This is a genomic window from Nocardioides jishulii (assembly GCF_006007965.1).
Classification (GTDB): Bacteria; Actinomycetota; Actinomycetes; order Propionibacteriales; family Nocardioidaceae; genus Nocardioides; species Nocardioides jishulii.
The window spans coordinates 1,512,908-1,536,037 of the sequence record NZ_CP040748.1 but is presented as its reverse complement, the minus strand read 5'-3'; the positions used below and the strand labels follow the sequence as shown (position 1 = coordinate 1,536,037).

Here is a 23,130-nt window from a genome sequence, read left to right as displayed (position 1 = left end):
GCTGGCTGTGGTTCCGGGATCGGCGTGGGGACCGAGGTCAGTCGGCGCCGAACTCCATGGCAGCGGCGTCGCTGGCGTTCTCCACGGCGGACTCGTCCTCGACGTCGGCGTTCGCCGTGATGACGGCGGCGCCACCGGCGGGCAGCTCACCGAAGAGCGTGCCGTTCTCGACGAGCACCTGGCCCTGGTCGAGCGGCTGGTTGGCGTACTGCTCGAGCTTGAAGCGCGAGTCGGCGATGTCCAGGTTGCGCATGGTGAGCTGCCCGATCCGGTCGACCGGCCCGAAGGCGGCGTTCTCGGTGCGCTCCATCGAGAGCTTCTCCGGGTGGTAGGAGAAGTTGTCACCCTCGGTGCTCAGGATCGTGTAGTCCTCCCCGCGGCGCAGTCGCAGGGTGACGTCGCCGGTGACCAGGGAGGCGATCCAGCGCTGGATCGACTCACGGATCATCAGCGCCTGCGGGTCGAGCCAGCGGCCCTCGTACAGCAGGCGACCGAGCTTGCGGCCCTCGTTGTGGTACTGCGCGACCGTGTCCTCGTTGTGGATCGCGTTGACCAGGCGCTCGTAGGTGATCCACAGCAGCGCCATGCCCGGCGCCTCGTAGATGCCGCGCGACTTGGCCTCGATGATGCGGTTCTCGATCTGGTCGCTCATCCCCAGGCCGTGGCGTCCGCCGATGCGGTTCGCCTCCATGACCAGCGCGACCGGGTCGTCGAAGCGCTGACCGTTGATCGCGACCGGGCGACCGGCCTCGAAACGGACGGTGACGTCCTCGGTCTCGATGGCGACCGACGGGTCCCAGAACTTCACGCCCATGATCGGCTCGACCGTCTCCAGCGAGACGTCGAGGTGCTCCAGCGTCTTGGCCTCGTGCGTCGCGCCCCAGATGTTGGCGTCGGTCGAGTACGCCTTCTCCACCGAGTCGCGGTACGGGAGGTTGTGCTCGAGCAGGAACTGGCTCATCTCCGAACGACCACCGAGCTCGGTCACGAAGTCGGCGTCCAGCCACGGCTTGTAGATCTGCAGGGCCGGGTTGGCCATCAGGCCGTAGCGGTAGAACCGCTCGATGTCGTTGCCCTTGTAGGTGGAGCCGTCGCCCCAGATGTTGACGCCGTCCTCCATCATCGCGCGCACCAGCTGGGTGCCCGTGACGGCACGTCCCAGCGGCGTGGTGTTGAAGTACGAGCGGCCACCCGAGCGGATGTGGAAGGCACCGCAGGCGATGGCGGCCAGGCCCTCCTCGACCAGCTGGGGCTTGATGTCCACCGCGCGGGCGATCTCGGCGCCGTACAGCTTGGCCCGGTCCGGGACGCCGGAGATGTCCGGCTCGTCGGGCTGGCCGATGTCGGCGGTGTAGGTGCACGGGATGGCGCCGTGGTGGCGCATCCACGCGACGGCGACCGAGGTGTCGAGGCCACCGGAGAAGGCGATGCCGACGCGCTCGCCGACGGGAAGGGAGGTGAGGACCTTGCTCACTGGTCGTCCTTTGCTGTGCTTCGTGCGGGGATGTGGGGAGGATTCTGCTGGGTGGTGCTGCTGGCCGTCGCGGAGGACTCCGCCAGCTCGAGGAACCGCGCGGCCAGTGCGGCCCCGCCCTGCGGGTCACGGGCGATCACCATGACGGTGTCGTCACCTGCAATGGTGCCAAGGACGTCATGGAACTCGGCCCGGTCGAAGGCACTCGCCAGGAACTGCGCGGCGCCCGGGGGCGTACGCAGCACCGCGAGGTTGGCGCTCGCCTCGGCGCTCACCAGGAGCTCGTTGCAGAGCCTGGCGACGCGCTCGAGGGCAGCGGCGGTCTCGCGCGGCGCGGTCGGCGAACGGTCGCCGCCCTCGGCCGGCACCGCGTACACGAGGGCGCCGTCGGGGTTGCGCACCTTGACCGCGTCGAGCTCGACGAGGTCACGGCTGAGCGTGGCCTGCGTGACCGTGACGCCCTGCGCGCTGAGGAGGGCAGCCAGCTCTGCCTGGGACCGCACCTCGTGGTGGGTCACCAGGTCGATGATGCGCGAGTGTCGCGCACCCTTCGTGAGCGGGCTGACGGCGGTCATCGGCGTGCCTGCAGCCAGGTCATCACGGCCTTCTGGGCGTGGCGGCGGTTCTCCGCCTCGTCCCAGACGACGCTCGCCGGGCCCTCGAGCACCTCGGCGGTGATCTCCTTGCCCCGGTAGGCGGGCAGGCAGTGCATGACGATCGCGTCCGGCGCGGCCCGGTCGAGAAGCGCCTGGTCGAGGCGGTACGGCGCGAGGTCGGCGAGTCGCGTGGCGGCCTCGTCCTCCTTGCCCATCGAGACCCACGTGTCGGTGACCACGACGTCGGCGCCGGCGACGGCGGTCGACGGGTCGACCTCGACCGTCACCGAGCCACCGGTGGTGGCGGCGATGGCGCGGGCACGCTCGACCATGTCCTCCCGCGGCTGGTAGCCCTTCGGGCCGCTCAGCACCACGTGCATGCCGGCGGTGGCTCCCGCGAGCGCCCACGAGTGCCCCATGTTGCAGGCGGCGTCGCCCAGGAAGACCACGCGCAGCCCTGCGAGCTCGCCCTTGTGCTCCGAGATCGTGAGGAGGTCGGCGAGCAGCTGGCAGGGGTGGAAGTCGTCGGTGAGGGCGTTGATGACCGGGACGCCGGAGAACGCAGCCATCTCCTCGAGGGCGCTCTGCGCGTAGGTGCGCCACACGATCTGGCCCGCCTGGCGACCGAGCACCCGGGCGACGTCGGGCACCGACTCGCGCACCCCGACGCCGGCGAGCGCTCCGTCGACCAGCATCGGGTGACCACCGAGCTCGGCGATGCCGGCTGCGAAGGAGGCCTGCGTGCGCAGGGTGGGCTTGTCGAAGATCATCGCGACGGTGACGGGACCGTCGAGCGGCTTGTGGTCGTACGGCGCGGCCTTGAGGTCGGCGGCAAGGGCGAGGACCTCGGCCTGCTCGGCGGGAGAGAGGTCGTCGTCGGCCAACAGGTGTCGGGTCATGGGGACACTCCAGCTGCATCGAGGGCGGTGGCGAAGGCGGTCAGGAAGCGCTCGGCGTCGTCGACCGTGAGGACCAGGGGCGGCACCAGGCGGACCCGGCCGACGCGGGGGACGTTGATGATCAGCCCCGCGGCGAGCGCGGCGTCGACCAACGTGGCGGTGTCGACGGAGTCGGCCAGGGTGAGGCCGAGCATCAGGCCGGCGCCACGGATCTCCGTGACGCGGGGGTCGGCCTCGAGACCCTTGCGCAGGATCTCCCCCACCCCCTCGACGTGGGTGAGGAGGTCGTCGTCCTCGATCGTGTCGAGCACGGCGTTGGCGGCCGCCGTCGCGATCGGGTTGCCCCCGAACGTCGTGCCGTGGTTGCCCGGCACGAGGAGGGAGGCGGTCGCGCCGAGGGCCACGGTCGCCCCGATCGGGACGCCGCCACCGAGACCCTTGGCGAGCGTGACCAGGTCGGGCACGACCTCGCCGTCGAAGAGCTCGGGGTTGCGGTGGGCCAGCAGGGTGCCGGTCCGGCCGATGCCGGTCTGGATCTCGTCGATCCACATCAGGGCACCGTGGCGCGAGGTGATCTCACGGACGGCGAGCAGGTAGTCGCGCGGGGGAACGTTGACGCCGGCCTCACCCTGGAGCGGCTCGACGATGACGGCCGCAGTCTGCTCGTCGACGGCCGCGGCCAGCGCCTCCGCGTCACCGAAGGGCACCCAGACGACGTCGCCGGGCAGCGGCTCGAACGGGGCGCGGTAGGCCTCGGTCGCCGTCAAGGCCAGCGCTCCCATCGTCCGGCCGTGGAAGGCGTCCTCGGTGGCGACGATCTTCGTGCGCCCCGTGCGGCGGGTCACCTTGAGGGCTGCCTCGTTGGCCTCGGTGCCGGAGTTCGACAAGAAGACCCGGGCGTCGCCGCCAACCATCTCCACCAGCCGCTCGGCCAGCCGGAGCTGGGGCTCGGTGGCGAACAGGTTGGAGACGTGGCCCAGCGTGGCGAGCTGCGTGGAAACCGCCTGGACGAGGGCCGGGTGGGCATGGCCGAGCGAGTTGACCGCGATGCCAGCCAGCATGTCGAGGTACTCGTTGCCGTCGGCGTCCCACACGTGGGCACCGGCACCGCGCTCGAGCATGAGCTTGGGCACGCCGAAGGTGTTCATCACCGCGCCCGAGTAGCGGTCCTGCCAGGTCGTGGTCACCGGTCGCTGCCTTCCGAGGAGTAGGAGTTGCGGATCCGCGTCGCGACGCCGGGGAGCACCTGGGTGCCCACGCCCTCGTCGGTGAAGATCTCGAGGAGCACGGCGTGGGGTTCGCGCCCGTCGACGACGGTTGCGCGCGCCACTCCCCCGGTGACCGCGTCGTAGCAGGCCCGCATCTTGGGAACCATGCCCGCGTCGAGGGTCGGCAGCATCTCGGCCAGCGACTCCGGGTTGATCTCCTGGATCACGTCGTCGGAGTTGCCGTAGTCGCGGTAGAGCCCCTCCACGTCGGTGAGCACGAGGAGCTTCTCCGCACCCAGCGCCACGGCCAGCGCTGCGGCGGCGGTGTCGGCGTTGACGTTGTGCACCTGACCCTCGACGTCCGGGGCAACCGACGAGATCACCGGGATGCGGCCGGCCTCGACCAGGTCGAGCACAGCCTCGGGGCGCACCTGGGAGACCTCGCCCACGAGGCCGAGGTCGACCTCCTCGCCGTCGACGACGGTGACCGCCGGCGTGGCCGTGAAGAGGCCGGCGTCCTCACCCGACAACCCGACGGCGAGCGGACCGTGGGAGTTGATCAACCCGACCAGCTCCCGCTGCACCTGACCGACGAGCACCATGCGGACGACGTCCATGGCCTCGGGGGTGGTGACCCGCAGGCCACCGCGGAACTCCGACTCGATGCCGAGCTTCTTCAGCATCCGGTTGATCTGCGGACCGCCGCCGTGCACGACGACCGGCTTGAAGCCGGCGAAGCGCAGGAAGGCGATGTCCTCGGCGAAGGCGACCTTGAGGGAGTCGTCGGTCATGGCGTTGCCGCCGTACTTCACCACGATGGTCTGGCCGTGGTACTTCTTCAGCCAAGGCAGGGCTGCGGCCAGGGTGGCGGCCTTCTTGGGGTCTGGCCGGTTCGACATCTTCTCGCTCATGAGCTGTAGGCGCTGTTCTCGTGGACGTAGGCGTGGGTGAGGTCGTTGGTCCAGATCGTCGCCCGGGCGTCACCCGACTTCAGGTCGACGGTGACGCTGACCTCGCGACCGGTGAGGTCGACGGACGCCGGGTCCTCGTGCGGCGTGGAGTTGCGGCACACCCAGACCCCGTTCATCGCCACGTCGAGGTCGGCCGGGTCGAAGGCCGCCTGCGTGGTGCCGACGGAGGCCAGGACCCGGCCCCAGTTCGGGTCGTTGCCGAAGACGGCGGCCTTGAAGAGGTTGGACCGGGCGATGGAGCGCCCCACCTCCACCGCGTCCTCCTCGCTGGCCGCGTTGAGCACCGTGATGGCGATCTCGTGGTCGGCACCCTCGGCGTCCTTCAGCAGCTGCATGGCCAGGTCGGTGCAGAGCTGGGTGAGGGCAGCGGTGAAGTCGGCGAGCGGGGGCGTGATGCCCGAGGCGCCCGACGCCATGAGCGTGACCGTGTCGTTGGTGGACTGGCAGCCGTCGGAGTCGAGGCGGTCGAAGGAGACCCGGGTCGCGGTCCGCAGGGCGGTGTCGAGGTCAGCGGCGGGGACGACCGCATCGGTGGTGATGACCACGAGCATCGTCGCCAGCGCGGGGGCCAGCATGCCGGCGCCCTTGGCCATGCCACCGATCGTCCATCCCGGCCCCTCGACGACTGCCTGCTTGGAGACCGTGTCGGTGGTCATGATGGCGGTCGCCGCGTCGGCACCGCCGTCGGACGAGAGGGCGGCGTGCGCCGCCTCCACGCCGTCGAGCAGGTTCTGTCGCGGGTTGGCCAGGCCGATCAGCCCGGTGGAGCACACGACGACGTCGATCGCCCCGATCCCGACCTTCTCGGCGACCTTCTCGGCGACCGCGTGGGTGGTCTGGAAGCCCTCGGCGCCGGTGTAGCAGTTGGCTCCCCCGGAGTTCAGGACGACGGCACGCACGACGCCGTCCTTGACGACCTCCTGGCTCCACAGGACCGGGTTGGCCTTGCAGCGGTTGGAGGTGAAGACGGTCGCGGAGTCGGAGGTCGGGCCGGTGTTGACGACCAGTGCCAAGTCCTTGGCGCCGGTCGACTTGAGTCCGGCCGGGACTCCGGACGCGAGGAAACCGGCAGGGGTGGTGACGCTCATGGGCGAGCCTTTCGGGGAACGAGGTCAGACGGGGACGGCGGGAGCAACGGTGTGCCCTCGTCGTCGCCATGCCTCGGCCGCAGCGTCCGCGTGCTGCTTGGGCACCAGGATCCAGTCGGTGTCGAAGGTCGAGAGCGTGAAGACGCTGATGTCGGCCTCCGCCATCGGCGTCAGCAGGGCGATCAGCACGCCGGTCTGGGCGAAGTCGAGCGGGCCCTTGACGGCGAACGCGGTGAACGAACGCTCGTGGCGAGCCTTGGTCGGGACGTTGCGCGCGGCGCACACGACGGAGGTCTCGGTAGCGGTCGCGGTCACCGAGAAGATCGAGGACGACTCGGCCCAGGCCGGGATCGGTGCCCCCGGTCCGAGCCGGACCACGGCCAGCTGCTCGGGGAACTGCTCAAGGGTGTAGGTCTGTTCGGTCATGGTGCCAACCCCACGGTGGTGAGTCCGGTCGCCTCGGGAAGTCCGAGGGCGATGTTCATGCACTGCACGGCGGCGCCGGCAGTGCCCTTCGCCAAGTTGTCGACGACGCCGACAGCCACCAGGCGCTGAGCGGCCTGGTCGACGGTGACCTGGAGGTGCACGGCGTTGGAGCCGAGCACGGACTGCGTCTGGGGCCACATGCCCTCAGGCAGCAGGTGGACGAACTGCTCGTCCGCGTACGCGGCGGCGTACGCCTCGCGGGCCTGGGCTGCGGTGGTACCGGCGTCGACCAGGGGCGCGGAGACGGTGGCCAGGATGCCGCGCGGCATCGGCACGAGCAGGGGCGTGAAGGAGACGACGACGTCGGTGCCCGCGACGGCGCGCAGGTTCTGGGCGATCTCGGGCGTGTGCCGGTGGACCCCGCCGACGCCGTAGGCGCTGACGTTGCCCATCACCTCGGAGCCGAGGAGGTTGGTCTTGGCAGCCTTGCCGGCACCCGAGGTCCCGGAGGCGGCGACCACGGTGACCTCGGGCTTCACCAGACCGGCGCCGAGCGCCGGGGCGATGGTGAGGCTGGAGATGGTCGGGTAGCAGCCGGGCACTGCGATCCGGGTGGCGTCGGTGAGCGCATCGCGCTGCCCGGGCAGCTCGGGGAGCCCGTAGGGCCACGTCCCGGCGTGCGGCGAGCCGTAGAACTTCTCCCACACCTCTGCATCGGCGAGCCGGAAGTCGGCCCCGCAGTCGATGACGACGGTGCTCTCGGGGAGCGCCTTCGCGATCTCGGCGGACTGGCCGTGGGGCAGGCCGAGGAAGACGACGTCGTGGCCGGAGAGGACCTCGACGGTGGTGGGTTCGAGCACCCGGTCTGACAGCGGGACCAGGTGCGGCTGGAGGCGTCCGAAGGACTCCCCTGCGTTGCTGCCACCGGTGAGCGCGCCGATCGTGACCCCGGGGTGGCCGAGCAGCAGGCGGGCCACCTCACCCCCGGCGTACCCGCTCGCTCCTGCGATGGCGACTCTGACCTGACTCATGTGCATGAATATACATGACCTCGCATGATCATTACACCAGCGGGGGCGGGGGTAGCGCTGAGGTCTGACCCTACCGCCTCACTCGCGCCGCACGCGGTGCGGACCACCTGCCCGAGTTCACCGCACCCACTGCACGCACCCTGACCGTCACCGTGGCACCCGGGGGAAGGTCGCGTACGACCAGCCGCGGCCTGACGCCCCCTCGCTTCAGCACGGTCTCCTCCCCTCGGTGGACGACACTGATCCGCACTCCGTAGGAGCACGCTCCCGCCACGCGGTTCCAGCTGAGCCGGACGTGTCGCGACCCGGGACGCACGGTGGGTGTCGTCCGTGCGCCGACCCGCGGGCCGACCCGTGCACTGACGACGTTGGAGGCCATGTCGGGGGCGGCCAGCGTCCATCCCTTGCGGGCACGCACCCGGAACTCGTAGCGACGACAGGAGGCCAGGCGCCTGGCCCCGTACGACGTCCCGGCCCGGGCACGAGCCACCCTCACCCACCGCCTGCCAGGGGCGCGTCGCCACACGTCGTGGCTGGTGGCGCCCGGCGGAACGCGCCAGCCGAGCCTGACCCTGGCCGTGCCGTTCGCGGCGCGGAGCACGGGGGCGGTGCGGGGTCCCTCCGCGGGGAACGTCAGTGGTCGGGGGTAGGCGACCCCGATCCCGAGGCTGGCCAGAGCGTCCGTCACCGCCGCCGCGATCTTCACCTGCCCACGGGTGTTGGGGTGCACGTCGTCGTAGGTGTCGCCCGGACGGTCGTCATCCTTGCCCATCACGTAACCCTTGGACGTGCGAGCCACGACCACCCGTGACTCGGCCGTCGAGAGCTCCGCGGCCACCTTCTGCAAGGAGGCGTTGTAGGTCTTCACCCGCTTGTGGGTCACCCAGGGGATCTCCACCAGGACGAACTCCGCGGAATGCACCACCGAACGAGCCACCGTCACCCAGGTACGTGCGCTGGCGACGACATCGGCTGCCTTGCGCTTCCACACACCGAAGTCGTTGGTGCCCAGGGCCAGCACGACGACCTCGGGACGCGCGGCGACCATCGGGGACCAGTGGTCCTGGTTGGGGTAGTAGAAGGAGTCGCCCCACATCGCGGTGTGGTCGCGGTCGAAGTCGTCGTCGCTGTAGCGAGCTGCCCACGTCTGCCCCGCGGGGACGTGGGGCGTGGTCCGGGCCCCGACGAAGTCGACGCCGGCGCCCACAGCCGTGAGGTGACGGGACGCGAAGTAGCGCCACGAGTAGTCACCGACCGAGGCCTGGGAGACGGAGTCGCCGACGACCATCACCGAGGTGGCGGCCGCCGCCCGACGCTCGTCCTCTCCGCGTACGTCTCCCGTCGGGCGTGCCGCGGCCGCCGTCGAAACCGTCAGCCCGCCCACCAGTGTCGTCGCCACCAGCGCCGACAGGCGCGCGAGCCCTGCGCGTGACCGTGTCTCCCCCATGGCCGCCATTGGAGCAGATCCGGAGCGTGACGACAGGCGAACGGCCCACCCGTCGGGACCTGGGTCCCCCGGGTGGGCCGTTCGTCAGCGAGTCGCTGCGGTCGTGCTCAGCGCTGGACGGCGCCGACCTTCTCGACCGCCGCAGCGACCGCAGCCTCCCGGAAGGCAGCCGTCTCCTTCTCGGTGAGCGTCCTGTCGGGGGCACGGAAGCGCAGGGCGTAGGCCAGGGACTTGCGCCCCTCCCCCACCTGCTCGCCGGTGTAGACGTCGAAGAGACGGATCGACTCGAGCAAGTCGCCCGCCCCCTCGCGCAAGGCAGCCTCCACGTCCGCGGCGGGGACGTCGGCGTCGACGGCGAGCGCCACGTCCTCCTTCGCCAACGGCTGGGTGGAGAAGACGGACGCCGGACGTAGGTGGACCGAGCGCTCGATCAGCACGTCGAGGTCGACCTCGGCGGCCACCGATCCACGCGGGAGCCCGAGGGCCGCGCACACCTTCGGGTGCAGCTCGCCGGCATGCCCGATGACCTTGCCGTCGACGGAGAGCTCCGCACAGCGACCGGGGTGCCACGGAGCGTGCTCGACCCCACGCGTGGTGACCTCGAGGGCGACCGAGTCGGCCACGGCACGCACGGCCTCCACCGCGTCGGCCCACGTGACGGGACGTCCCTCGCCCCACCAGCCGGAGCCGTCGGCCTCGCCGACGGCCACGAGCGCCAGGTGCAGGGGCTGCTCCGGCACGGCGGCGTTGAGCGCCTCGAGCTCCTCGGCACTCGGTCCGCGGTCGACGGGGAGGATCGGCGCCGCGACGTCGCGCGGCAGGGTCACGGTCGCGGTCTCGAAGATCCCGAACGAGCCCGCGCCCTGTCCGACGTTGCGCGCAGCGGTGCGCAGCAGGCCGGGCAGGACCGTCGTCGTCATGTACGGCTGCTCGCTGCTCAGCGGGTTGACCAGTCGCAGGGCGTGGCGGCGCGTGTCGTCGGCCGGGATCCCGAGGACGTCGAAGTCGGCCTCGCCGACGAACGGGAAGGTGAGGACCTCGACGTACCCCTCGGCCGCGGCCGCGCGACCGAAACGGCGACGCAGCTGCTGGGCGCGGGTGAGACCCCGCCCGGCGGGCGGGATCGGCAGGACCGAGGGCACCTTGTCGTAGCCGACGAGGCGGACGACCTCCTCGGTGGTGTCCTGGGGGTCGGTGATGTCCGGGCGCCACGGCGGCGGGACGACCGTGAGAGTCCCGGTGCCGGAGACCTCGCAACCCACGGCGCGCAGGGCCTCGATCGCCGTCTGCTCGGAGATGTCCATCCCGGAGACCCGGGCCGCCTTGTCGCCGGCCACGGTGATCGCAGGGATGACGGGCGGGGTGCCGACGACGGTGACGCCGGGGTCGGCGGTGGCACCGCCGTGGGCCACCAGCAGCTCGACGACACGGTCGGCGGCTGCCTCGCAGATCGTCGGGTCGACGCCGCGCTCGTTGCGCTTGCCGGCCTCCGAGGAGATCTTGTGGCGCTTGCCGGTGCGGAACATCGACACGGCTTCCCAGTGGGCCGACTCGACGAGGATCGAGGTGGTCGTCGCGGACATCTCCGTCGTCTCACCGCCCATCACGCCACCGAGCCCGATGATGCCGGAGTCGTCGGTGACGACCAGGTCCTCGGGGTGCAGCTGGCGCTCGGTGCCGTCGAGCGTGGTCAGGGTCTCGCCCGCCTGCGCGCGGCGCACCACGACGGGACCGCGCAGCTTGTCGGCGTCGTAGCCGTGGATCGGCTGACCGGTCTCGAGCATCACGTAGTTGGTGACGTCCACGGCCAGCGAGATCGAGCGCATGCCGGCGGCCACGAGGCGGTCGGCGATGAACGCGGGGGTGGGAGCCGTCGGGTCGAAACCAGTGACCTTGCGGGCCACGAAGACCGGGCAGCCGACGGTGTCCTCGAGCACGACGGGGTGCCCGGCGTCGTTGGCCGGCGGGGTGTCGCGCAGCGCGGGGTCACGGAAGTTGCTCGCGCCCTCGACCGAGACGAGCACGTCGCGGGCGATGCCGCGCAGGCTCAGGCCGTACGCCCGGTCGGGGTTGACCTCGAACTCGATGACCTCCTCGTCGAGACCGAGCACCGGACGTACGTCGTCGCCCGGCTGGCCGGCGTCGGCCGGCAGCACGATGATGCCCTCGCCCGAGCCGAACGAGCCCTCGGGGAGGCCCAGCTCCGAGGCGGAGCAGATCATGCCGGCGGAGACGTGGCCGTAGGTCTTGCGGGCGGAGATCGCGAAGTTCCCGGGCAGCACGCCGCCCGGGAGGATCACCACGACCAGGTCGCCGGGCTCGAAGTTGTGCGCGCCGCAGACGATGCCCTGGGGCTCACCGGTGCCGTTCGCGTCGCCGACGTCGACGGTGCACCAGTTGATGACCTTGCCGTTCTTCTGCGGCTCGGGCTCCTTGGTGAGCACCTTGCCGATGACCAGCGGGCCGGAGATGGCCGCACCGGGGCTGACGATCGCCTCGAGCTTGAGGCCGGTCATGGTGAGGCGACGGGTGATCTCGTCGGTCGTGACGCCCTCGGGGACGTCGACGTACTCCTTGATCCAGGAGATGGGTGCCTTCATGGTCTGATCCTCAGATCTCGGTGCCGAACGCGGACGCGAAGCGCACGTCGCCCTCGAAGAGCGGGCGCAGGTCGGTCAGGTTGTGGCGGAACATGAACGTGCGGTCGATGCCGAAGCCGAACGCGAAGCCGGAGTAGACCTCAGGGTCGATGCCGCAGGCGATGAGCACGCGCGGGTTGACCACACCGCAGCCGCCCCACTCGATCCAGCCCTCGCCACGGCAGGTGCGGCACTCCTCGGAGTTGTCGCCCAGGCAGACGAAGCAGCGCAGGTCGACCTCGGCGCTGGGCTCGGTGAACGGGAAGTACGACGGACGGAAGCGCGTCGTGACGCCCTCGCCGTAGAGCTGCGCGGCGAGGTGGTCGAGCGAGCCCTTGAGGTGGGCCATCGTGATGCCCTCGTCGACGACCAGGCCCTCGACCTGGTGGAACATCGGGCTGTGGGTCGCGTCGTACTCGTCGGTGCGGAAGACGCGACCGGGGCAGGCGACGTAGATCGGCGGCTTGCGGGTCAGCATCGTGCGCGCCTGCACCGGGGAGGTGTGGGTGCGCAGCACGACGTGGTTCTCGGCCGGCTCGGTCCAGAAGGTGTCCTGCATCGTGCGTGCCGGGTGGTCCGGACCGAGGTTGAGGGCGTCGAAGTTGAGCCACTCCGCCTCGACCATCGGCCCCTCGGCGATCTCCCAGCCCATCGCGACGAAGATGTCGGCGATGGTCTCGGACTGCATGGTGATCGGGTGGCGCGAGCCGCGGCGACGACGCGTCGTGGGCAGCGTGACGTCGACCGTCTCGGTCGCCAGCATCCGCTCCTCGTGCTCGGCCTCGAGCACCGCGGAGCGCTCGGCCAGCGCCTTGTTGACCGCGCCGCGCGCCTGGCCGATGCGCTGACCGGCCTCCTTGCGCGCCTGCGGGGGCAGCGCCCCGATCTCCCGGTTGGCCAGGGCCAGCGGGGAGCGGTCGCCGGCATGGTCGAGCCGGGCCTGCTTGAGCTCGTCGAGGTCGGCTGCTGCGGCGATCGCGGCGAGGGCGGCGTCGCGCTGGGCGTCGACCTCCTCCGCCTTGAGCGGGGTCACTTCGACAGGGTCGTAGTCGTTGTTGGGGCCGGACATGGCTCCCTTTCCAGCTGCGTGCACGGACGCAGCGAATTCTAGGGGTCGGACGGGGCGGGGCTTCTCCCCGGACCCGGCGACGGAGGTGAGTCGTACGCCCAGGACGTGGCGCGCGGTCAGACCCCCCGAACCGCGACGGGTCCGGGGCAGGTAAATCGCTGGGTCCACCTCACGCGCCCAGACTACGCCCCGGCGAGCTGCGCCGAACCGCGTGGACTGCTCAAGCCCGCTCAGTACTCGTCGTAGCACCCCGCAGGCAGGTCCTCGACCTCCTGGTCCCGGAGGTGGGAGAGGGCCTCCTCCGCCCGCGCCCGGTCCCACGTCCACTCACGTAGTCCCACCGGCTCGGACGCCTCCATCGGCAGCATGCCGTCACCGTGCGGACCGAACTCCCACACGCAGGCGGCAGTCGAGGCGGGCAGCCGCTCCACCACGACCGGGAAGGCTGCGTCCCCGAGGTCGCTGAGGTAGTGGAGGTCGAGCTTGCCGGTGGCCTCGTAGCGATCGATGTTGCGCTCGGCCACCCACGCCGAGGTGTTGAACCAGCTCAGGGCGACGATGATCGCCGTCCCGGAGACGAGCGCCACCCGCGGGACGAACGCACCGCGTCCCACGGCACCGAGGACCATCACGGCGAGGACGACCAGTCCGAGCCATCCCTCGACGGCGTAGGCCAGGACCCGCGCGACGGTGTAGCCGTACGCGTCCTGGTAGACGGCGAGGCGACCCAGCGCCGTCGCCACCACGCCCAGCACCAACAGGCAGAGCGCGCCCGTGGTGCCGATCAGCCAGCGGCGATCGCGCGTGGTCGTCCCCGCGCGTCGGGCGGCCAGCCAGACGACGACGAGGGCCAGCGCGGTCGCCAGCACCATCTGGAAGAAGCCTTGGCGGGCGTACTCGGAGTAGGTCAGTCCGGTGGTGCGACGCACGTAGGCGTCACCACCGATCACCACGGTGACCTGGACGACGACGAAGACCGCGAAGACCGCCACCACGGCCAGGACCGGGACCACCCACTCCCAGCGGTTGGTAGCCGTCAGGCCGTGCCCGGGGCGCGGGTCGACCTCAGGTGGGTTGAGGGCCAGGTAGGCCGCGGCCAAGGTCATGCCGCCGATGGCCAGGGCGACGAACGTGCGCGCCACGGCGGTGTCCACGCTGATGTCCGGGACCAGGCGGGTGACCCAGTCGGTGAGCATGGCGTCCGCGCTGACGAGCAGGAAGCCGAAGACGGCCAGGCCGACCAGCGAGGCGGCAACGGTCCGCACCACGGCCGTCCGTCGCGACCGGTGGCCTGTGACCTGGAGCGAGCGTCCCAGCCAGGCCAGGCCACGCAGTGCGGACATCGGCCAGGCCAGTCCGGACACGAGCATGCCCCGCAGCGTCGTCGCCCCGGTGACACCGGCGAGGAAGGTGCCCGCGGCCGCGAAGAGGGCCAACGCGGTCACACCCCCCTGCAGGTGGATCGTCATGCTCAGGACCGCGGCCGTGGCCAGCGTCGTGCACAGCACCGTGAACGGCTGCGTACGTCGGGGCGAGGCCGTCCAGGCCACCGCTCCGGCCGCCACCAGCACGAGCGACCACATGAGCCCCGGGCCGACCCCGACCACCGTGGCCGCAGCCAGCACCCCGACGAGGGCGGCAGCCGCGACGATCCATGGCGCCCGGTCAGGACGACGTTCGGGCCAACGCCCCCCGAAGAGGAACGCCGTGGAGTCGTCCGCCGGGACCGGGGTGGTGCCGGGCGCGGACCCGACGGGAACCGTGAACGCCGGAGCGGGAACGACCTGCTGCGGGGTGGCTCCGCTGCGGGCGGCCACGAGGCGTGGTCCGGGCACCTCCAGGCGCAACCGCGCGCCCGTACGACCGGGCTCGGGGTCGACGAAGGCCAACGAGCCGCCGTGCAGGCGAGCGACCCAGCGCGAGACCGCGAGGCCCAGACCGGTGCCGCCGCCCTCGGCATCGGTGCCGAAGCGCTCGAAGACGCGCTCGCGGTCAGCGGGGGCGACTCCGGCTCCGGCGTCCAGCACCTCGAGCCACCACGAGCCGTCCTCGCCACCCCCGGCGTGGACCTCGACGGCCGTCCCCTCAGGGGCGTGCCGGGCGGCGTTGTCGAGTCCGTTGATGAGCAGCTGGCGCAACCTGACCGGGTCGGCCCAGACCTGCATGTCGGCGGGCACGTCGACCTCGATGTCGACGTCCCTCCCCGCGGCAGCCACCTCCTCGGCGCAGCCCGCGACGAGTGAGGAGAGGTCCACCGCCACCGGGTCGAGGTCGACGACCCCGGCCTCCAGGCGCGACAGGGCGAGCAGGTCGGCCAGCAGGTCACCCAGACGCTCGGCACTGGCCAGGGTGGAGCCGAGCCGCTCCGGGGTCGGCTCGACCACACCGTCGGCCAGGTTCTCCAGCTGGGCGCTGAGGGCAGCCACCGGCGTACGCAGCTCGTGCGACACGGTCGCGATCAGGTCACGGCGCTCGGCGTCGACGCGTTGCAGGTCAGCGGCCATCACGTTGAAGGAGCGCGCCAGCTCACCCACCTCGTCGGCGTTGGCGGTGAGGACGCGGGCGTCGTAGGCACCCCTCGCCATCGCCCGGGCGGCCTCGGTCATCTGCACGAGCGGGGCGACCATCCCCGAGGCGAGCAGCTGGGTCACGAGCAGGGCGAGGAACAGGGTCACCGGCAGGGTGAGCCAGGGCGAGACGCCGGCGGCGCTGCCCACCGTGGCGACCAACGCCGTGACGAGGGAGGCCGCGACGACCAGCAGACCGAGCTTCACCTTGATGGAGCTGATCCGGGTGAGCGCGCTCATCGCACCGCTTCCAGGGCGTACCCCACGCCGTGCACGGTGCGGATGCGCTCGGGACCGATCTTCTGCCGCACCGCCTTCACGTGGCTGTCGACCGTGCGGGTGCCGGCGGCGTCGGCCCAGTCCCAGACCTCGGCGAGCAGGCGCTCGCGACTCTGCACCCGGCCCGGCTCACCTGCCAGCACCGCGAGCAGGTCGAACTCGGTGCGAGTCAGGTGGACCTCTCCCCCGGCGACGCGCACCCGACGCTCGGCCAGGTCGACCTCGAGGTCACCCACCCGCAGCACCTCCGCGTCGGCCGGTGCGTCCTGGGAGGAGAGCGCCGAGGCCCGTTCGACGCGGCGCAGCAGGGCCGCCACCCGGGCGACGACCTCGCGGATCCGGAAGGGCTTCGTCAGGTAGTCGTCGGCTCCGACGCCGAGTCCGACGAGCACGTCGGCCTCCTCGTCCCGGGCCGTCAGCATGAGGACGGGGACGGGGCGCGTCGCCTGGATGCGTCGGCAGACCTCGTGCCCGTCGAAGCCCGGCAGCATGACGTCGAGCACCACGACGTCCGGCTGGAACGCCTCGGCGGTCTGGACGGCCGAGGGGCCGTCGAAGGCCTGGGCCACCTCGTAGCCCTCGGACCGGAACCGGTCAGCCAGGGCGTCGCTGATGGTGCGCTCGTCCTCGACCAGCAGCACTGTGCGTCTCTTCATGCCCCTGACCCTAGGAACCGGGCCGTGCAGGAAGGTCGCTCAACTCGTGAAGGTTCTGTGCGGGTCCGGACCGGGTCCGTCGCGAGCGCGCTCATCGCACGTGGTCGCGCCAGTCGACCGATGGCCAGCGCACCGTGACGAGGGCTCCCCCGCCCTCCCGGTCACCGATGGCGAGGTCCCCGCCGTGGGCCCGCGTCAAGCCGTGGGCGATGTACATGCCCAACCCGCTGCCGCCGCTCGACCCCTGGGTCCAGAACTTGGTGAGCACCCGCTTGCGCAGGATCTCGGGGATGCCCTCGCCCTCGTCGCTGACCTCGACGCTGACGCCGGGGAAGTCGGACTCCTCCCCGAGGTGACGTACGCGTACGACGACCTCGCCGCCGCCGTGGCGCACCGCGTTCTCGACCAGGTTGGTGACCACCTGGGTGAACTTGTCGGGATCGGCGAAGGCCTCCAGGGCTCCCTCGTCGAACTCGGCCACGTCCAGCCGCAGGGGGCGTGCCGTGGCCGAGGAGACCGAGTCGACGACGCGTCCGACGAGCACCTGCGCGTCGACCTCGCGGGGATAGATGCTCAGTCGCCCGGTGTCGAGCCGGGCCACGTCGAGGAGCTCCGCGATCAGCCGCACCAGTCGGTCGGCGTCGGAGTTGACGGTGGCGAGCATGAGCTTCTTCTGCTCGTCGTTGAGCACGTCCCACCGGTTGAGCAGCGCCTGCACGAAGCCCTTGACCCCGGTCAGCGGCGAGCGCAGCTCGTGGGCGACCGTGGCGACGAGGTCCGACCGCTCGCGGTCCAGGCGTGCACGACCCCGACCGCTGCGCAGGGTGAGGGCGACCTGCTCGATCGGAGCGCCGGGAGCGACGCGGTGCAGCCGCGCGACGACCAGGACCTCGCTGCCGTCGGGCAGGAGCCACGACTGCTCCGGCACCCCGGAACGGATGCCGAGACCCGCGTACGGCTGGTTGTGCTCCCACCAGCTGGTGCCGCGGTGGTCGACCAGCGCGAGGACGTCCTCCAACGCCTGCCCGGGCCGGGCCCCCTCGCCGAGCATGGCGCGAGCCGGGGCGTTGACGAACTCCGCCCGGCCATGGCGGTCGGCGATGACCACCCCGTCGGGGAGCTGGTCGAGCCACTCGTGAGTCACGCGCCGAATGTAGCGAGTTGAATGGGGGCGTGTCCTCCGACCCTGCCCCACCGCCCTCGCTCGCTGCCTGGTGGCCCCTGCCCGGGCGCACCGACCTGCGCGACGCCCTGACGCGCGCCTACGCCTCGTCGAGCCGCGGTCACCACGGCCTGACTCACCTGAGCGAGGTGCTGGCCCACCTGGACGAGCTGGCCGACCACGTCGACGACCTGGCGACGGTACGGCTCGCCGCCTGGTTCCACGACGCGGTGTACGACGCCGAACCCGACCCCGAGGGTCGCTCCGCCGCGTGGGCCGAGCGCGAGCTGGCGGAGCATCCCGAGCGCGCCGAGGTCGTACGCCTCGTCCTGCTCACCCGGGACCACGACCCCGCTCCGGGTGACCGCGACGGTGAAGCGCTCTGCGACGCCGACCTGGCGATCCTCGCTGCTCCCTCCGAGCGCTACGACGAGTACGCGGCCGGGGTGCGGCACGAGTACGCCACCGTGCCCGACGCGCTCTTCCGGCAGGGGCGCGCCGAGGTCCTGCGTACGCTCCTCCAGCGCCCCGCGCTCTTCCGCACCGCCCACGGCCGCGCTGCCTGGGAGGACAGGGCACGCGACAACGTCGCCCGCGAGCTGCAGCAGCTCAGTCGGCCAGCGGCTTCGGACGACGCAGGCCGGCCCGGCGCAGGAGGATGACGAGCTCGCGCGAGGTCACCTCGACCGCGCCGGCGGCCACCATCGCCGCGTGGTACTCGGCGGGTACGTCGTAGTGGTCGCGGTCGAAGCCCCGCTCAGGGATCCCCTGGGCGCGGGCGAAGGCGTGCAGCTCCGTCAACGAGGTGTCGCTGGCCAGGTGGGACCAGGTGCGGCCGTAGCGGTGCACGGCCGGAGGATCGATGACGATCACCGTTGGGCGCGAGCGCTCGCGTAGAGGCAGACGGCCGCCGCCGTGGCGAGGTTGAGGCTCTCGGCGCTGCCGTGGATCGGGATCGAGACGCGGTGGTCGGCCAGGGCCGCGAGCTCGTCGGGCAGCCCCCACGCCTCGTTGCCGAAGAGCCACGCCGTGGCCGGCGCGAGGTCAGCGTCGAAGAGGTCGACCTCACCGGCTCCGTCGGCCGCCAGGACGGTGAGGCCCGCTTCCTGGAGCGCCCGGACGACCTGGCCCGGGTCGTCGACCAGGACGACGGGAAGGTGGAAGAGGCTGCCGACGCTGGCCCGGACGGTCTTGGGGTTGTAGGGGTCGACGCTGTGGCCGGCCAGCACGACGGCCTGGGCACCGGCGGCGTCGCTGGTACGGATCACCGTGCCGGCGTTGCCGGGGTCGCGCACGTCGGCGCAGACGGTGACGAGACGGGGGGACGACGAGAGGACGTCAGCCAGGTCGACGTCGAGGAAGCGGCAGACGGCGACGACGCCCGCGGGGCTGACGGAGTCGGAGAGCGAGTCCATCGCCCGGTCCTCGACGAGCCAGAGCTGGGGCACGTCGACCAGGAGCGCCGCGTACTGCTCGGCGGCGGCGACGGTGGCGAAGACCTCGACCACGCAACCGGGCACCGTGAGGGCGCCCTCGACGGCCTTGGGGCCGTCGGCAAGGAAAAGCCGCCGCTCGGTTCTCACCGAGCGGCGGCTGAGCTTCCGTGCCTCCTTGACGCGGCTGTTCGCGTGCGACAGAGGAGTGTTCACGTCAGAGGATCAAGAGGCCTTGGGGGCGTTGACGTCCTCGGGCAGGGCGGCCTTGGCAGCCTCGACCAGGGTGGCGAACGCCGGGGCGTCGCTGACGGCCAGCTCGGCCAGGATCTTGCGGTCGACCTCGATGCCAGCCAGGTTCAGGCCCTGGATGAAGCGGTTGTAGGTCATGCCGTTGGCGCGGGCAGCAGCGTTGATGCGCTGGATCCACAGCTTGCGGAAGTTGCCCTTGTTCTTGCGGCGGTCGTTGTAGTTGTAGACCAGGGAGTGGGTGACCTGCTCCTTGGCCTTGCGGTAGAGGCGCGAACGCTGACCGCGGTAGCCCGATGCGCGCTCGAGGATTACCCGGCGCTTCTTCTGGGCGTTGACTGCCCGCTTGACGCGTGCCATTTCTTACTCCTTGTTGCTTGAAAGACCGGCGGACTGCTTCGAGGCAGTCACCGAAAGTCGGGGGTGGGGATACGACGCAGGATCAGCGACCGAGCAGCTTCTTGGCGCGGGGCACGTCGGCCGCGGCGAGCTCGACGGTGCCAGTCATGCGACGGGTGACCTTCGAAGACTTCTTCTCGAGGTTGTGGCGCTTGCCAGCCTTCTCGCGAAGGATCTTGCCCGAGCCGGTCACGCGGAAGCGCTTGCCGGCACCGGAGTGGCTCTTGTTCTTCGGCATCTCGATGCTCTCTCTACTCGTGGTGCGTACGACGACCTCACAGGCCGCCGAAGTATGGGGGTGGAGCTCAGGCCTCGATCTCGGGGTCCAGGTTCTCGGAGCGCTTGCGCTCCTTCTTCTGCGCGACGGCCTGGCCTTCCTTCGGCGCCCGGCCTGCGCGGTCCTCCTCGGCAGCCGCGGCGCGCTCGGCGACCTTGGCGTCCTTCTCGGCCTGCACGTCGACCTTGGCGTCGGCCTTCTTCTTGTGCGGGCCCAGGACCATGATCATGTTGCGACCGTCCTGCTTGGGCGACGACTCGACGAAGCCCAGCTCCTCCACGTCCTCGGCCAGCTTCTGCAGCAGGCGGAAGCCGAGCTCGGGGCGGTGCTGCTCACGACCACGGAACATGATCGTGATCTTGACCTTGTCGCCAGCCTTGAGGAAGCGGACCACGTGGCCCTTCTTCGTCTCGTAGTCGTGCTGGTCGATCTTGGGACGAAGCTTCATCTCCTTGATGATGACGTTCGTCTGGTTCCGTCGTGCGTCACGGGCCTTCTGGGCGTTCTCGTACTTGAACTTCCCGTAGTCCATGAGCTTGCAGACGGGGGGCCGGCCCTGAGGAGCGATCTCGACGAGGTCGAGGTCGGCTTCCTGGGCAAGCTTCAGTGCCTGGTCGGTCGGAACGATGCCGACCGTCTCGCCGTTGGGACCCACGAGCCGGACCTCGGGAACTCGGATCCGGTCGTTGATGCGCAACTCAGTACTGATGTGTCCTCCAGTGGTTGTGTGCGTGGTCGTTCGCCGCAAATGACGAATGGCTCCCGCTCGTCGATAGCGGAAGCCAGTCACGCACGTCCTCCGGACGTGTGCCGGACACGATCCTTGCGAGATCATGCCCTGACCGGACCCGACGACCTGTCTCGGTCGATGCGGGTGGGAGACGTGGTGCTTGCCTCCGCTTGGTGATCCGTCCGACGGTGCCGGACAGATCGGTCAACGCGCCAACCATAGCGGAGCATTCCCGCCGCGCCAATTCACGGGGCGGTGTCCCGGGGGAAGAACCCGTGGAGGTCACTCCCCGGGGCGGATCCAACCGGTCCGGTCGCCGATCCGCGCGAGCGTCCATCCCGCCGCGAAGGCGTCGAGGTCGTTCTCCTCGAGCACGAAGGTGACCGGGCCAGCGATGTCGACGACCAGGGCGGCTGCCTTCTCCTGCACGGCGCTCTGCGCTGCCACGGGCGCGGGGACCGGGACGGGGCGTGCCTGCGGGTTCCAGCGGTGCAGCGCCTCGGTGGAGGTGAAGGCGAGCAGCGCCTGACGACCGTCCGCACCCGTGATGAGCACCGTCGCCATGTCGCTCGACTTGTCGTGGGCCAGCCCCTGCTCGTCGTACTCCACCTCGCCGAGCACTGCCACCACTGGCACGAGCAGACGGCTGGGCGCCAGGGCGTGGATGACGTCGGCGAAGGCGCCGGGATCGGCGTCGTACGCCTCGAGGGCAGCGGCAAGTGCGGGCGAGATGCTGCCGTCGTCGTTGGGGAAGGACGACTGGAGGATCTCGGCTCCGGCGAAGCGGTTCGGGTCGACCATGGTGCTCCCAGCCTAGTCTCCGGTGTGGGACGCTGGCGCAGTGGACAACGTGACCTGGGCAGCACTCGCGCTGACCCTCACCGTGCTGGGCTCCCTGTACTCCTGGTGGGCCTTCCGGCACCGTGGCCTCGCGCCCGGTCTGCGAGGCGTGGCGGTGACGCTTCTCGTCCCCGCAGCGTGGCTGACCGGGACCCTGAGCATGTTCACCCGGATCGCCACCGCAATCTCCCAGTGGGCCACCACCCTCGCCTTCTCGCCCCAGGTGTGGGTCGGCATCGGTTCCGCCGCCCTGTCCGGGCTGCTCCTGGTGGTCGCCCGGGCGGTCGACCACCGGCGGCCCGGGGCAGGCCGCGCCGGGCGGGGTGAGCTCGTCGAGGGCAGGGGCGCTGTCACTGGCAGAGGCACCCGCCAGGTCTCCCCCGGCACGAAGCCGGGCAGCCGGCCGCAGGCGCCGGCGCACGACGACGAGTTCGACGACATCGAGGAGCTGCTGCGCCGGAGAGGCATCCAGTGACCGATCCCTCCTGGGTCGAGCGCAACCAGCTCTGGACCCGGCTCCGGCGTGCCGTCGACCAGCACCCCGAGCCACTCCCCACGCCCCTGGCCGTGGTCGACCTCGACGCCTTCGACGCCAACGCCGACGACCTGGTGCGCCGCGCCGCGGGCACACCGATCCGGGTCGCATCGAAGTCGTTGCGCGTCCCCGCGCTCATCCGTCGCGCCCTGGAAGTCCCCGGCTTCGCCGGCGTGCTCTCCTACTCACTCCGTGAGGCCCTGTGGTTGCACGACGAAGGGGTGTGCGACGACCTGCTCGTGGCCTACCCCAGCGTCGACCGCGGAGCGCTGGCCCGCCTCACGACGTCGGACTCCGCGGCTCGCGCCGTGACCCTGATGGTCGACGACCCGGCCCACCTGGACCTCGTGGACGCCGTCCGGGGCAGCGACGTGGAGGTGCGGGTGGCGCTCGACGTCGACGCGGGCCTGCGCCTGGCCGGCCAGCACGTCGGGCCCAAGCGGTCGCCCCTGCACTCCCCCGAGCAGGTCCTCGGCCTCGCCCGCCTCGTCGCCGGGCGACCGGGCTTCCGTCTCGTCGGGGTCATGACCTACGAAGGCCAGGTCGCCGGCCTTCCTGACGTCGTGCCCGGCCAGCGCGCCCGGTCGGCGATCGTGCGTCAGCTCAAGAAGGCGTCGCTGCACCAGCTGGCCGAGCGACGGCACCACCTCGCCTCGGCCCTGCGCGAGATCGCCCCGCTGGAGTTCTGGAACGCCGGGGGGTCGGGCTCGCTCGAGACGACCGGCGCTGACCCTGCCGTCACCGAGCTGGCTGCCGGGTCAGGGCTCCTGGTGCCCACGCTGTTCGACCACTACCAGTCCTTCACGCCTCGACCGGCCGCCTTCTTCGGCCTCCCGGTCACCCGGCGTCCGACGGCCACCATGGCCACGGTCCACGGCGGCGGGCTGGTCGGCTCCGGCGCCCCGGGGCTCGACCGGGCACCCCTGCCGTGGGCTCCCCCGGGCCTCCACCTGACCGGGCTCGAAGGGGCGGGCGAGGTGCAGACCCCGTTGGTCGGCGACCCTGCGTCCAGCCTCGCCATCGGTGATCTGGTGTGGTTCCGGCACGCGAAGTCGGGCGAGCTCTTCGAGCACGTCACCACGGCGCACCTGGTGCGGGGTGACCGCATCGTCGACTCCGTGCCGAGCTACCGCGGCCAGGGCCAGGCCTTCTGAC

General features: G+C 71.2%; 23 protein-coding genes. 3 read left to right on the top strand and 20 right to left on the bottom strand.

All coding sequences use genetic code 11. From position 1 onward, the window contains the following. Nucleotides 1-37: 37 nt before the first annotated feature. The 14 genes from argG to FCL41_RS07150 all read right to left on the bottom strand — a co-directional run bounded on the left by argG (nt 38) and on the right by FCL41_RS07150 (nt 17,494). The gene (gene argG / locus FCL41_RS07215; RefSeq protein WP_137066830.1) at nt 38-1,474 is read right to left on the bottom strand and encodes an argininosuccinate synthase; all 1,437 of its coding nucleotides are present in this window, start codon (nt 1,472-1,474) and stop codon (nt 38-40) included. Then, nucleotides 1,471-2,049, bottom strand: a complete 579-nt coding sequence (locus tag FCL41_RS07210) for an arginine repressor (protein WP_137066829.1) — start codon at nt 2,047-2,049, stop codon at nt 1,471-1,473. The genes argG and FCL41_RS07210 overlap by 4 nt, the downstream gene beginning before the upstream one ends. After that, on the bottom strand, nt 2,046-2,969 hold the full coding sequence (gene argF, locus FCL41_RS07205; RefSeq protein ID WP_137066828.1) for an ornithine carbamoyltransferase: 924 nt from the start codon (nt 2,967-2,969) through the stop codon (nt 2,046-2,048). The genes FCL41_RS07210 and argF overlap by 4 nt, the downstream gene beginning before the upstream one ends. Further along, nucleotides 2,966-4,156: an acetylornithine transaminase gene (locus FCL41_RS07200; RefSeq protein ID WP_137066827.1), complete on the bottom strand. Its 1,191-nt coding sequence runs from the start codon at nt 4,154-4,156 to the stop codon at nt 2,966-2,968. The genes argF and FCL41_RS07200 overlap by 4 nt, the downstream gene beginning before the upstream one ends. Next, nucleotides 4,153-5,088 carry an acetylglutamate kinase gene (argB, locus tag FCL41_RS07195; RefSeq protein ID WP_212723179.1) on the bottom strand — a complete coding sequence of 312 codons (936 nt, stop codon included), beginning with the start codon at nt 5,086-5,088 and terminating at the stop codon, nt 4,153-4,155. Before argB ends, FCL41_RS07200 begins: the two co-directional genes overlap by 4 nt. Then, nucleotides 5,085-6,236 (bottom strand): bifunctional glutamate N-acetyltransferase/amino-acid acetyltransferase ArgJ, encoded by a 1,152-nt coding sequence (gene argJ / locus FCL41_RS07190; RefSeq protein WP_137066826.1) that lies wholly within the window; start codon nt 6,234-6,236, stop codon nt 5,085-5,087. Before argJ ends, argB begins: the two co-directional genes overlap by 4 nt. A 24-nt stretch (nt 6,237-6,260) precedes the next feature. After that, complete coding sequence (locus FCL41_RS07185) at nt 6,261-6,662, bottom strand: ACT domain-containing protein (protein ID WP_137066825.1); 402 nt, start codon at nt 6,660-6,662, stop codon at nt 6,261-6,263. After that, entirely contained in the window at nt 6,659-7,699 is a 1,041-nt protein-coding gene (gene argC / locus FCL41_RS07180; RefSeq protein WP_137066824.1) for an N-acetyl-gamma-glutamyl-phosphate reductase, read from the bottom strand. Before argC ends, FCL41_RS07185 begins: the two co-directional genes overlap by 4 nt. A gap of 64 nt (nt 7,700-7,763) precedes the next feature. Beyond that, nucleotides 7,764-9,140 (bottom strand): SGNH/GDSL hydrolase family protein, encoded by a 1,377-nt coding sequence (locus tag FCL41_RS07175; protein ID WP_137066823.1) that lies wholly within the window; start codon nt 9,138-9,140, stop codon nt 7,764-7,766. Nucleotides 9,141-9,247: 107 nt separating this feature from the next. Then, nucleotides 9,248-11,740: a phenylalanine--tRNA ligase subunit beta gene (pheT, locus tag FCL41_RS07170; protein WP_137066822.1), complete on the bottom strand. Its 2,493-nt coding sequence runs from the start codon at nt 11,738-11,740 to the stop codon at nt 9,248-9,250. Between the two features lie 10 nt (nt 11,741-11,750). Further along, a complete protein-coding gene (pheS, locus tag FCL41_RS07165) occupies nt 11,751-12,848 on the bottom strand; it encodes a phenylalanine--tRNA ligase subunit alpha (RefSeq protein WP_137066821.1) in 1,098 nt (365 codons plus the stop codon). Between the two features lie 230 nt (nt 12,849-13,078). Beyond that, nucleotides 13,079-15,655, bottom strand: a complete 2,577-nt coding sequence (locus tag FCL41_RS07160) for a DUF4153 domain-containing protein (protein ID WP_137066820.1) — start codon at nt 15,653-15,655, stop codon at nt 13,079-13,081. Next, a complete protein-coding gene (locus FCL41_RS07155; RefSeq protein WP_137066819.1) occupies nt 15,652-16,350 on the bottom strand; it encodes a response regulator transcription factor in 699 nt (232 codons plus the stop codon). Before FCL41_RS07155 ends, FCL41_RS07160 begins: the two co-directional genes overlap by 4 nt. A 91-nt stretch (nt 16,351-16,441) precedes the next feature. Further along, complete coding sequence (locus FCL41_RS07150) at nt 16,442-17,494, bottom strand: sensor histidine kinase (RefSeq protein ID WP_239021829.1); 1,053 nt, start codon at nt 17,492-17,494, stop codon at nt 16,442-16,444. 29 nt (nt 17,495-17,523) lie between these two features. On the opposite strand from FCL41_RS07150, the gene FCL41_RS07145 reads away from it, so the two are divergent. Next, nucleotides 17,524-18,174, top strand: coding sequence for an HD domain-containing protein (locus FCL41_RS07145; RefSeq protein ID WP_239021828.1), 651 nt, complete (start codon nt 17,524-17,526; stop codon nt 18,172-18,174). Here FCL41_RS07145 and FCL41_RS07140 read toward each other — a convergent pair. The 6 genes from FCL41_RS07140 to FCL41_RS07115 all read right to left on the bottom strand — a co-directional run bounded on the left by FCL41_RS07140 (nt 18,122) and on the right by FCL41_RS07115 (nt 21,401). Then, entirely contained in the window at nt 18,122-18,361 is a 240-nt protein-coding gene (locus FCL41_RS07140) for a DUF4031 domain-containing protein (RefSeq protein WP_239021827.1), read from the bottom strand. The two genes, FCL41_RS07145 and FCL41_RS07140, sit on opposite strands and share 53 nt — an antisense overlap. 20 nt (nt 18,362-18,381) lie before the next feature. Beyond that, nucleotides 18,382-19,161, bottom strand: coding sequence for a TrmH family RNA methyltransferase (locus tag FCL41_RS07135; protein WP_137066816.1), 780 nt, complete (start codon nt 19,159-19,161; stop codon nt 18,382-18,384). Nucleotides 19,162-19,170: 9 nt separating this feature from the next. Next, complete coding sequence (gene rplT / locus FCL41_RS07130; RefSeq protein ID WP_137066815.1) at nt 19,171-19,554, bottom strand: 50S ribosomal protein L20; 384 nt, start codon at nt 19,552-19,554, stop codon at nt 19,171-19,173. 82 nt (nt 19,555-19,636) lie between these two features. After that, nucleotides 19,637-19,831 carry a 50S ribosomal protein L35 gene (rpmI, locus tag FCL41_RS07125; RefSeq protein ID WP_137066814.1) on the bottom strand — a complete coding sequence of 65 codons (195 nt, stop codon included), beginning with the start codon at nt 19,829-19,831 and terminating at the stop codon, nt 19,637-19,639. Nucleotides 19,832-19,898: 67 nt separating this feature from the next. Next, entirely contained in the window at nt 19,899-20,618 is a 720-nt protein-coding gene (gene infC / locus FCL41_RS07120) for a translation initiation factor IF-3 (RefSeq protein WP_239021860.1), read from the bottom strand. 264 nt (nt 20,619-20,882) lie between these two features. Beyond that, nucleotides 20,883-21,401, bottom strand: coding sequence for an SseB family protein (locus FCL41_RS07115; RefSeq protein WP_137066812.1), 519 nt, complete (start codon nt 21,399-21,401; stop codon nt 20,883-20,885). Nucleotides 21,402-21,441: 40 nt separating this feature from the next. Here FCL41_RS07115 and FCL41_RS07110 point away from each other — a divergent pair, with 40 nt between their 5' ends. Beyond that, entirely contained in the window at nt 21,442-21,915 is a 474-nt protein-coding gene (locus FCL41_RS07110) for a cellulose synthase (protein ID WP_137066811.1), read from the top strand. Further along, a complete protein-coding gene (locus FCL41_RS07105; protein WP_137066810.1) occupies nt 21,912-23,129 on the top strand; it encodes an amino acid deaminase/aldolase in 1,218 nt (405 codons plus the stop codon). Before FCL41_RS07110 ends, FCL41_RS07105 begins: the two co-directional genes overlap by 4 nt. Nucleotide 23,130: the final 1 nt, after the last annotated feature.

What these genes read in the sequence shown, in the direction of transcription:
- FCL41_RS07210 (WP_137066829.1), bottom strand. Translation starts at nt 2,049, where the DNA reads ATGACCGCCGTCAGCCCGCTCACGAAGGGTGCGCGACACTCGCGCATC.
- argF (WP_137066828.1), bottom strand. Translation starts at nt 2,969, where the DNA reads ATGACCCGACACCTGTTGGCCGACGACGACCTCTCTCCCGCCGAGCAG.
- argB (WP_212723179.1), bottom strand. Translation starts at nt 5,088, where the DNA reads ATGAGCGAGAAGATGTCGAACCGGCCAGACCCCAAGAAGGCCGCCACC.
- argJ (WP_137066826.1), bottom strand. Translation starts at nt 6,236, where the DNA reads ATGAGCGTCACCACCCCTGCCGGTTTCCTCGCGTCCGGAGTCCCGGCC.
- FCL41_RS07185 (WP_137066825.1), bottom strand. Translation starts at nt 6,662, where the DNA reads ATGACCGAACAGACCTACACCCTTGAGCAGTTCCCCGAGCAGCTGGCC.
- argC (WP_137066824.1), bottom strand. Translation starts at nt 7,699, where the DNA reads ATGCACATGAGTCAGGTCAGAGTCGCCATCGCAGGAGCGAGCGGGTAC.
- FCL41_RS07175 (WP_137066823.1), bottom strand. Translation starts at nt 9,140, where the DNA reads ATGGGGGAGACACGGTCACGCGCAGGGCTCGCGCGCCTGTCGGCGCTG.
- pheT (WP_137066822.1), bottom strand. Translation starts at nt 11,740, where the DNA reads ATGAAGGCACCCATCTCCTGGATCAAGGAGTACGTCGACGTCCCCGAG.
- pheS (WP_137066821.1), bottom strand. Translation starts at nt 12,848, where the DNA reads ATGTCCGGCCCCAACAACGACTACGACCCTGTCGAAGTGACCCCGCTC.
- FCL41_RS07160 (WP_137066820.1), bottom strand. Translation starts at nt 15,655, where the DNA reads ATGAGCGCGCTCACCCGGATCAGCTCCATCAAGGTGAAGCTCGGTCTG.
- FCL41_RS07155 (WP_137066819.1), bottom strand. Translation starts at nt 16,350, where the DNA reads ATGAAGAGACGCACAGTGCTGCTGGTCGAGGACGAGCGCACCATCAGC.
- rplT (WP_137066815.1), bottom strand. Translation starts at nt 19,554, where the DNA reads ATGGCACGCGTCAAGCGGGCAGTCAACGCCCAGAAGAAGCGCCGGGTA.
- rpmI (WP_137066814.1), bottom strand. Translation starts at nt 19,831, where the DNA reads ATGCCGAAGAACAAGAGCCACTCCGGTGCCGGCAAGCGCTTCCGCGTG.
- FCL41_RS07115 (WP_137066812.1), bottom strand. Translation starts at nt 21,401, where the DNA reads ATGGTCGACCCGAACCGCTTCGCCGGAGCCGAGATCCTCCAGTCGTCC.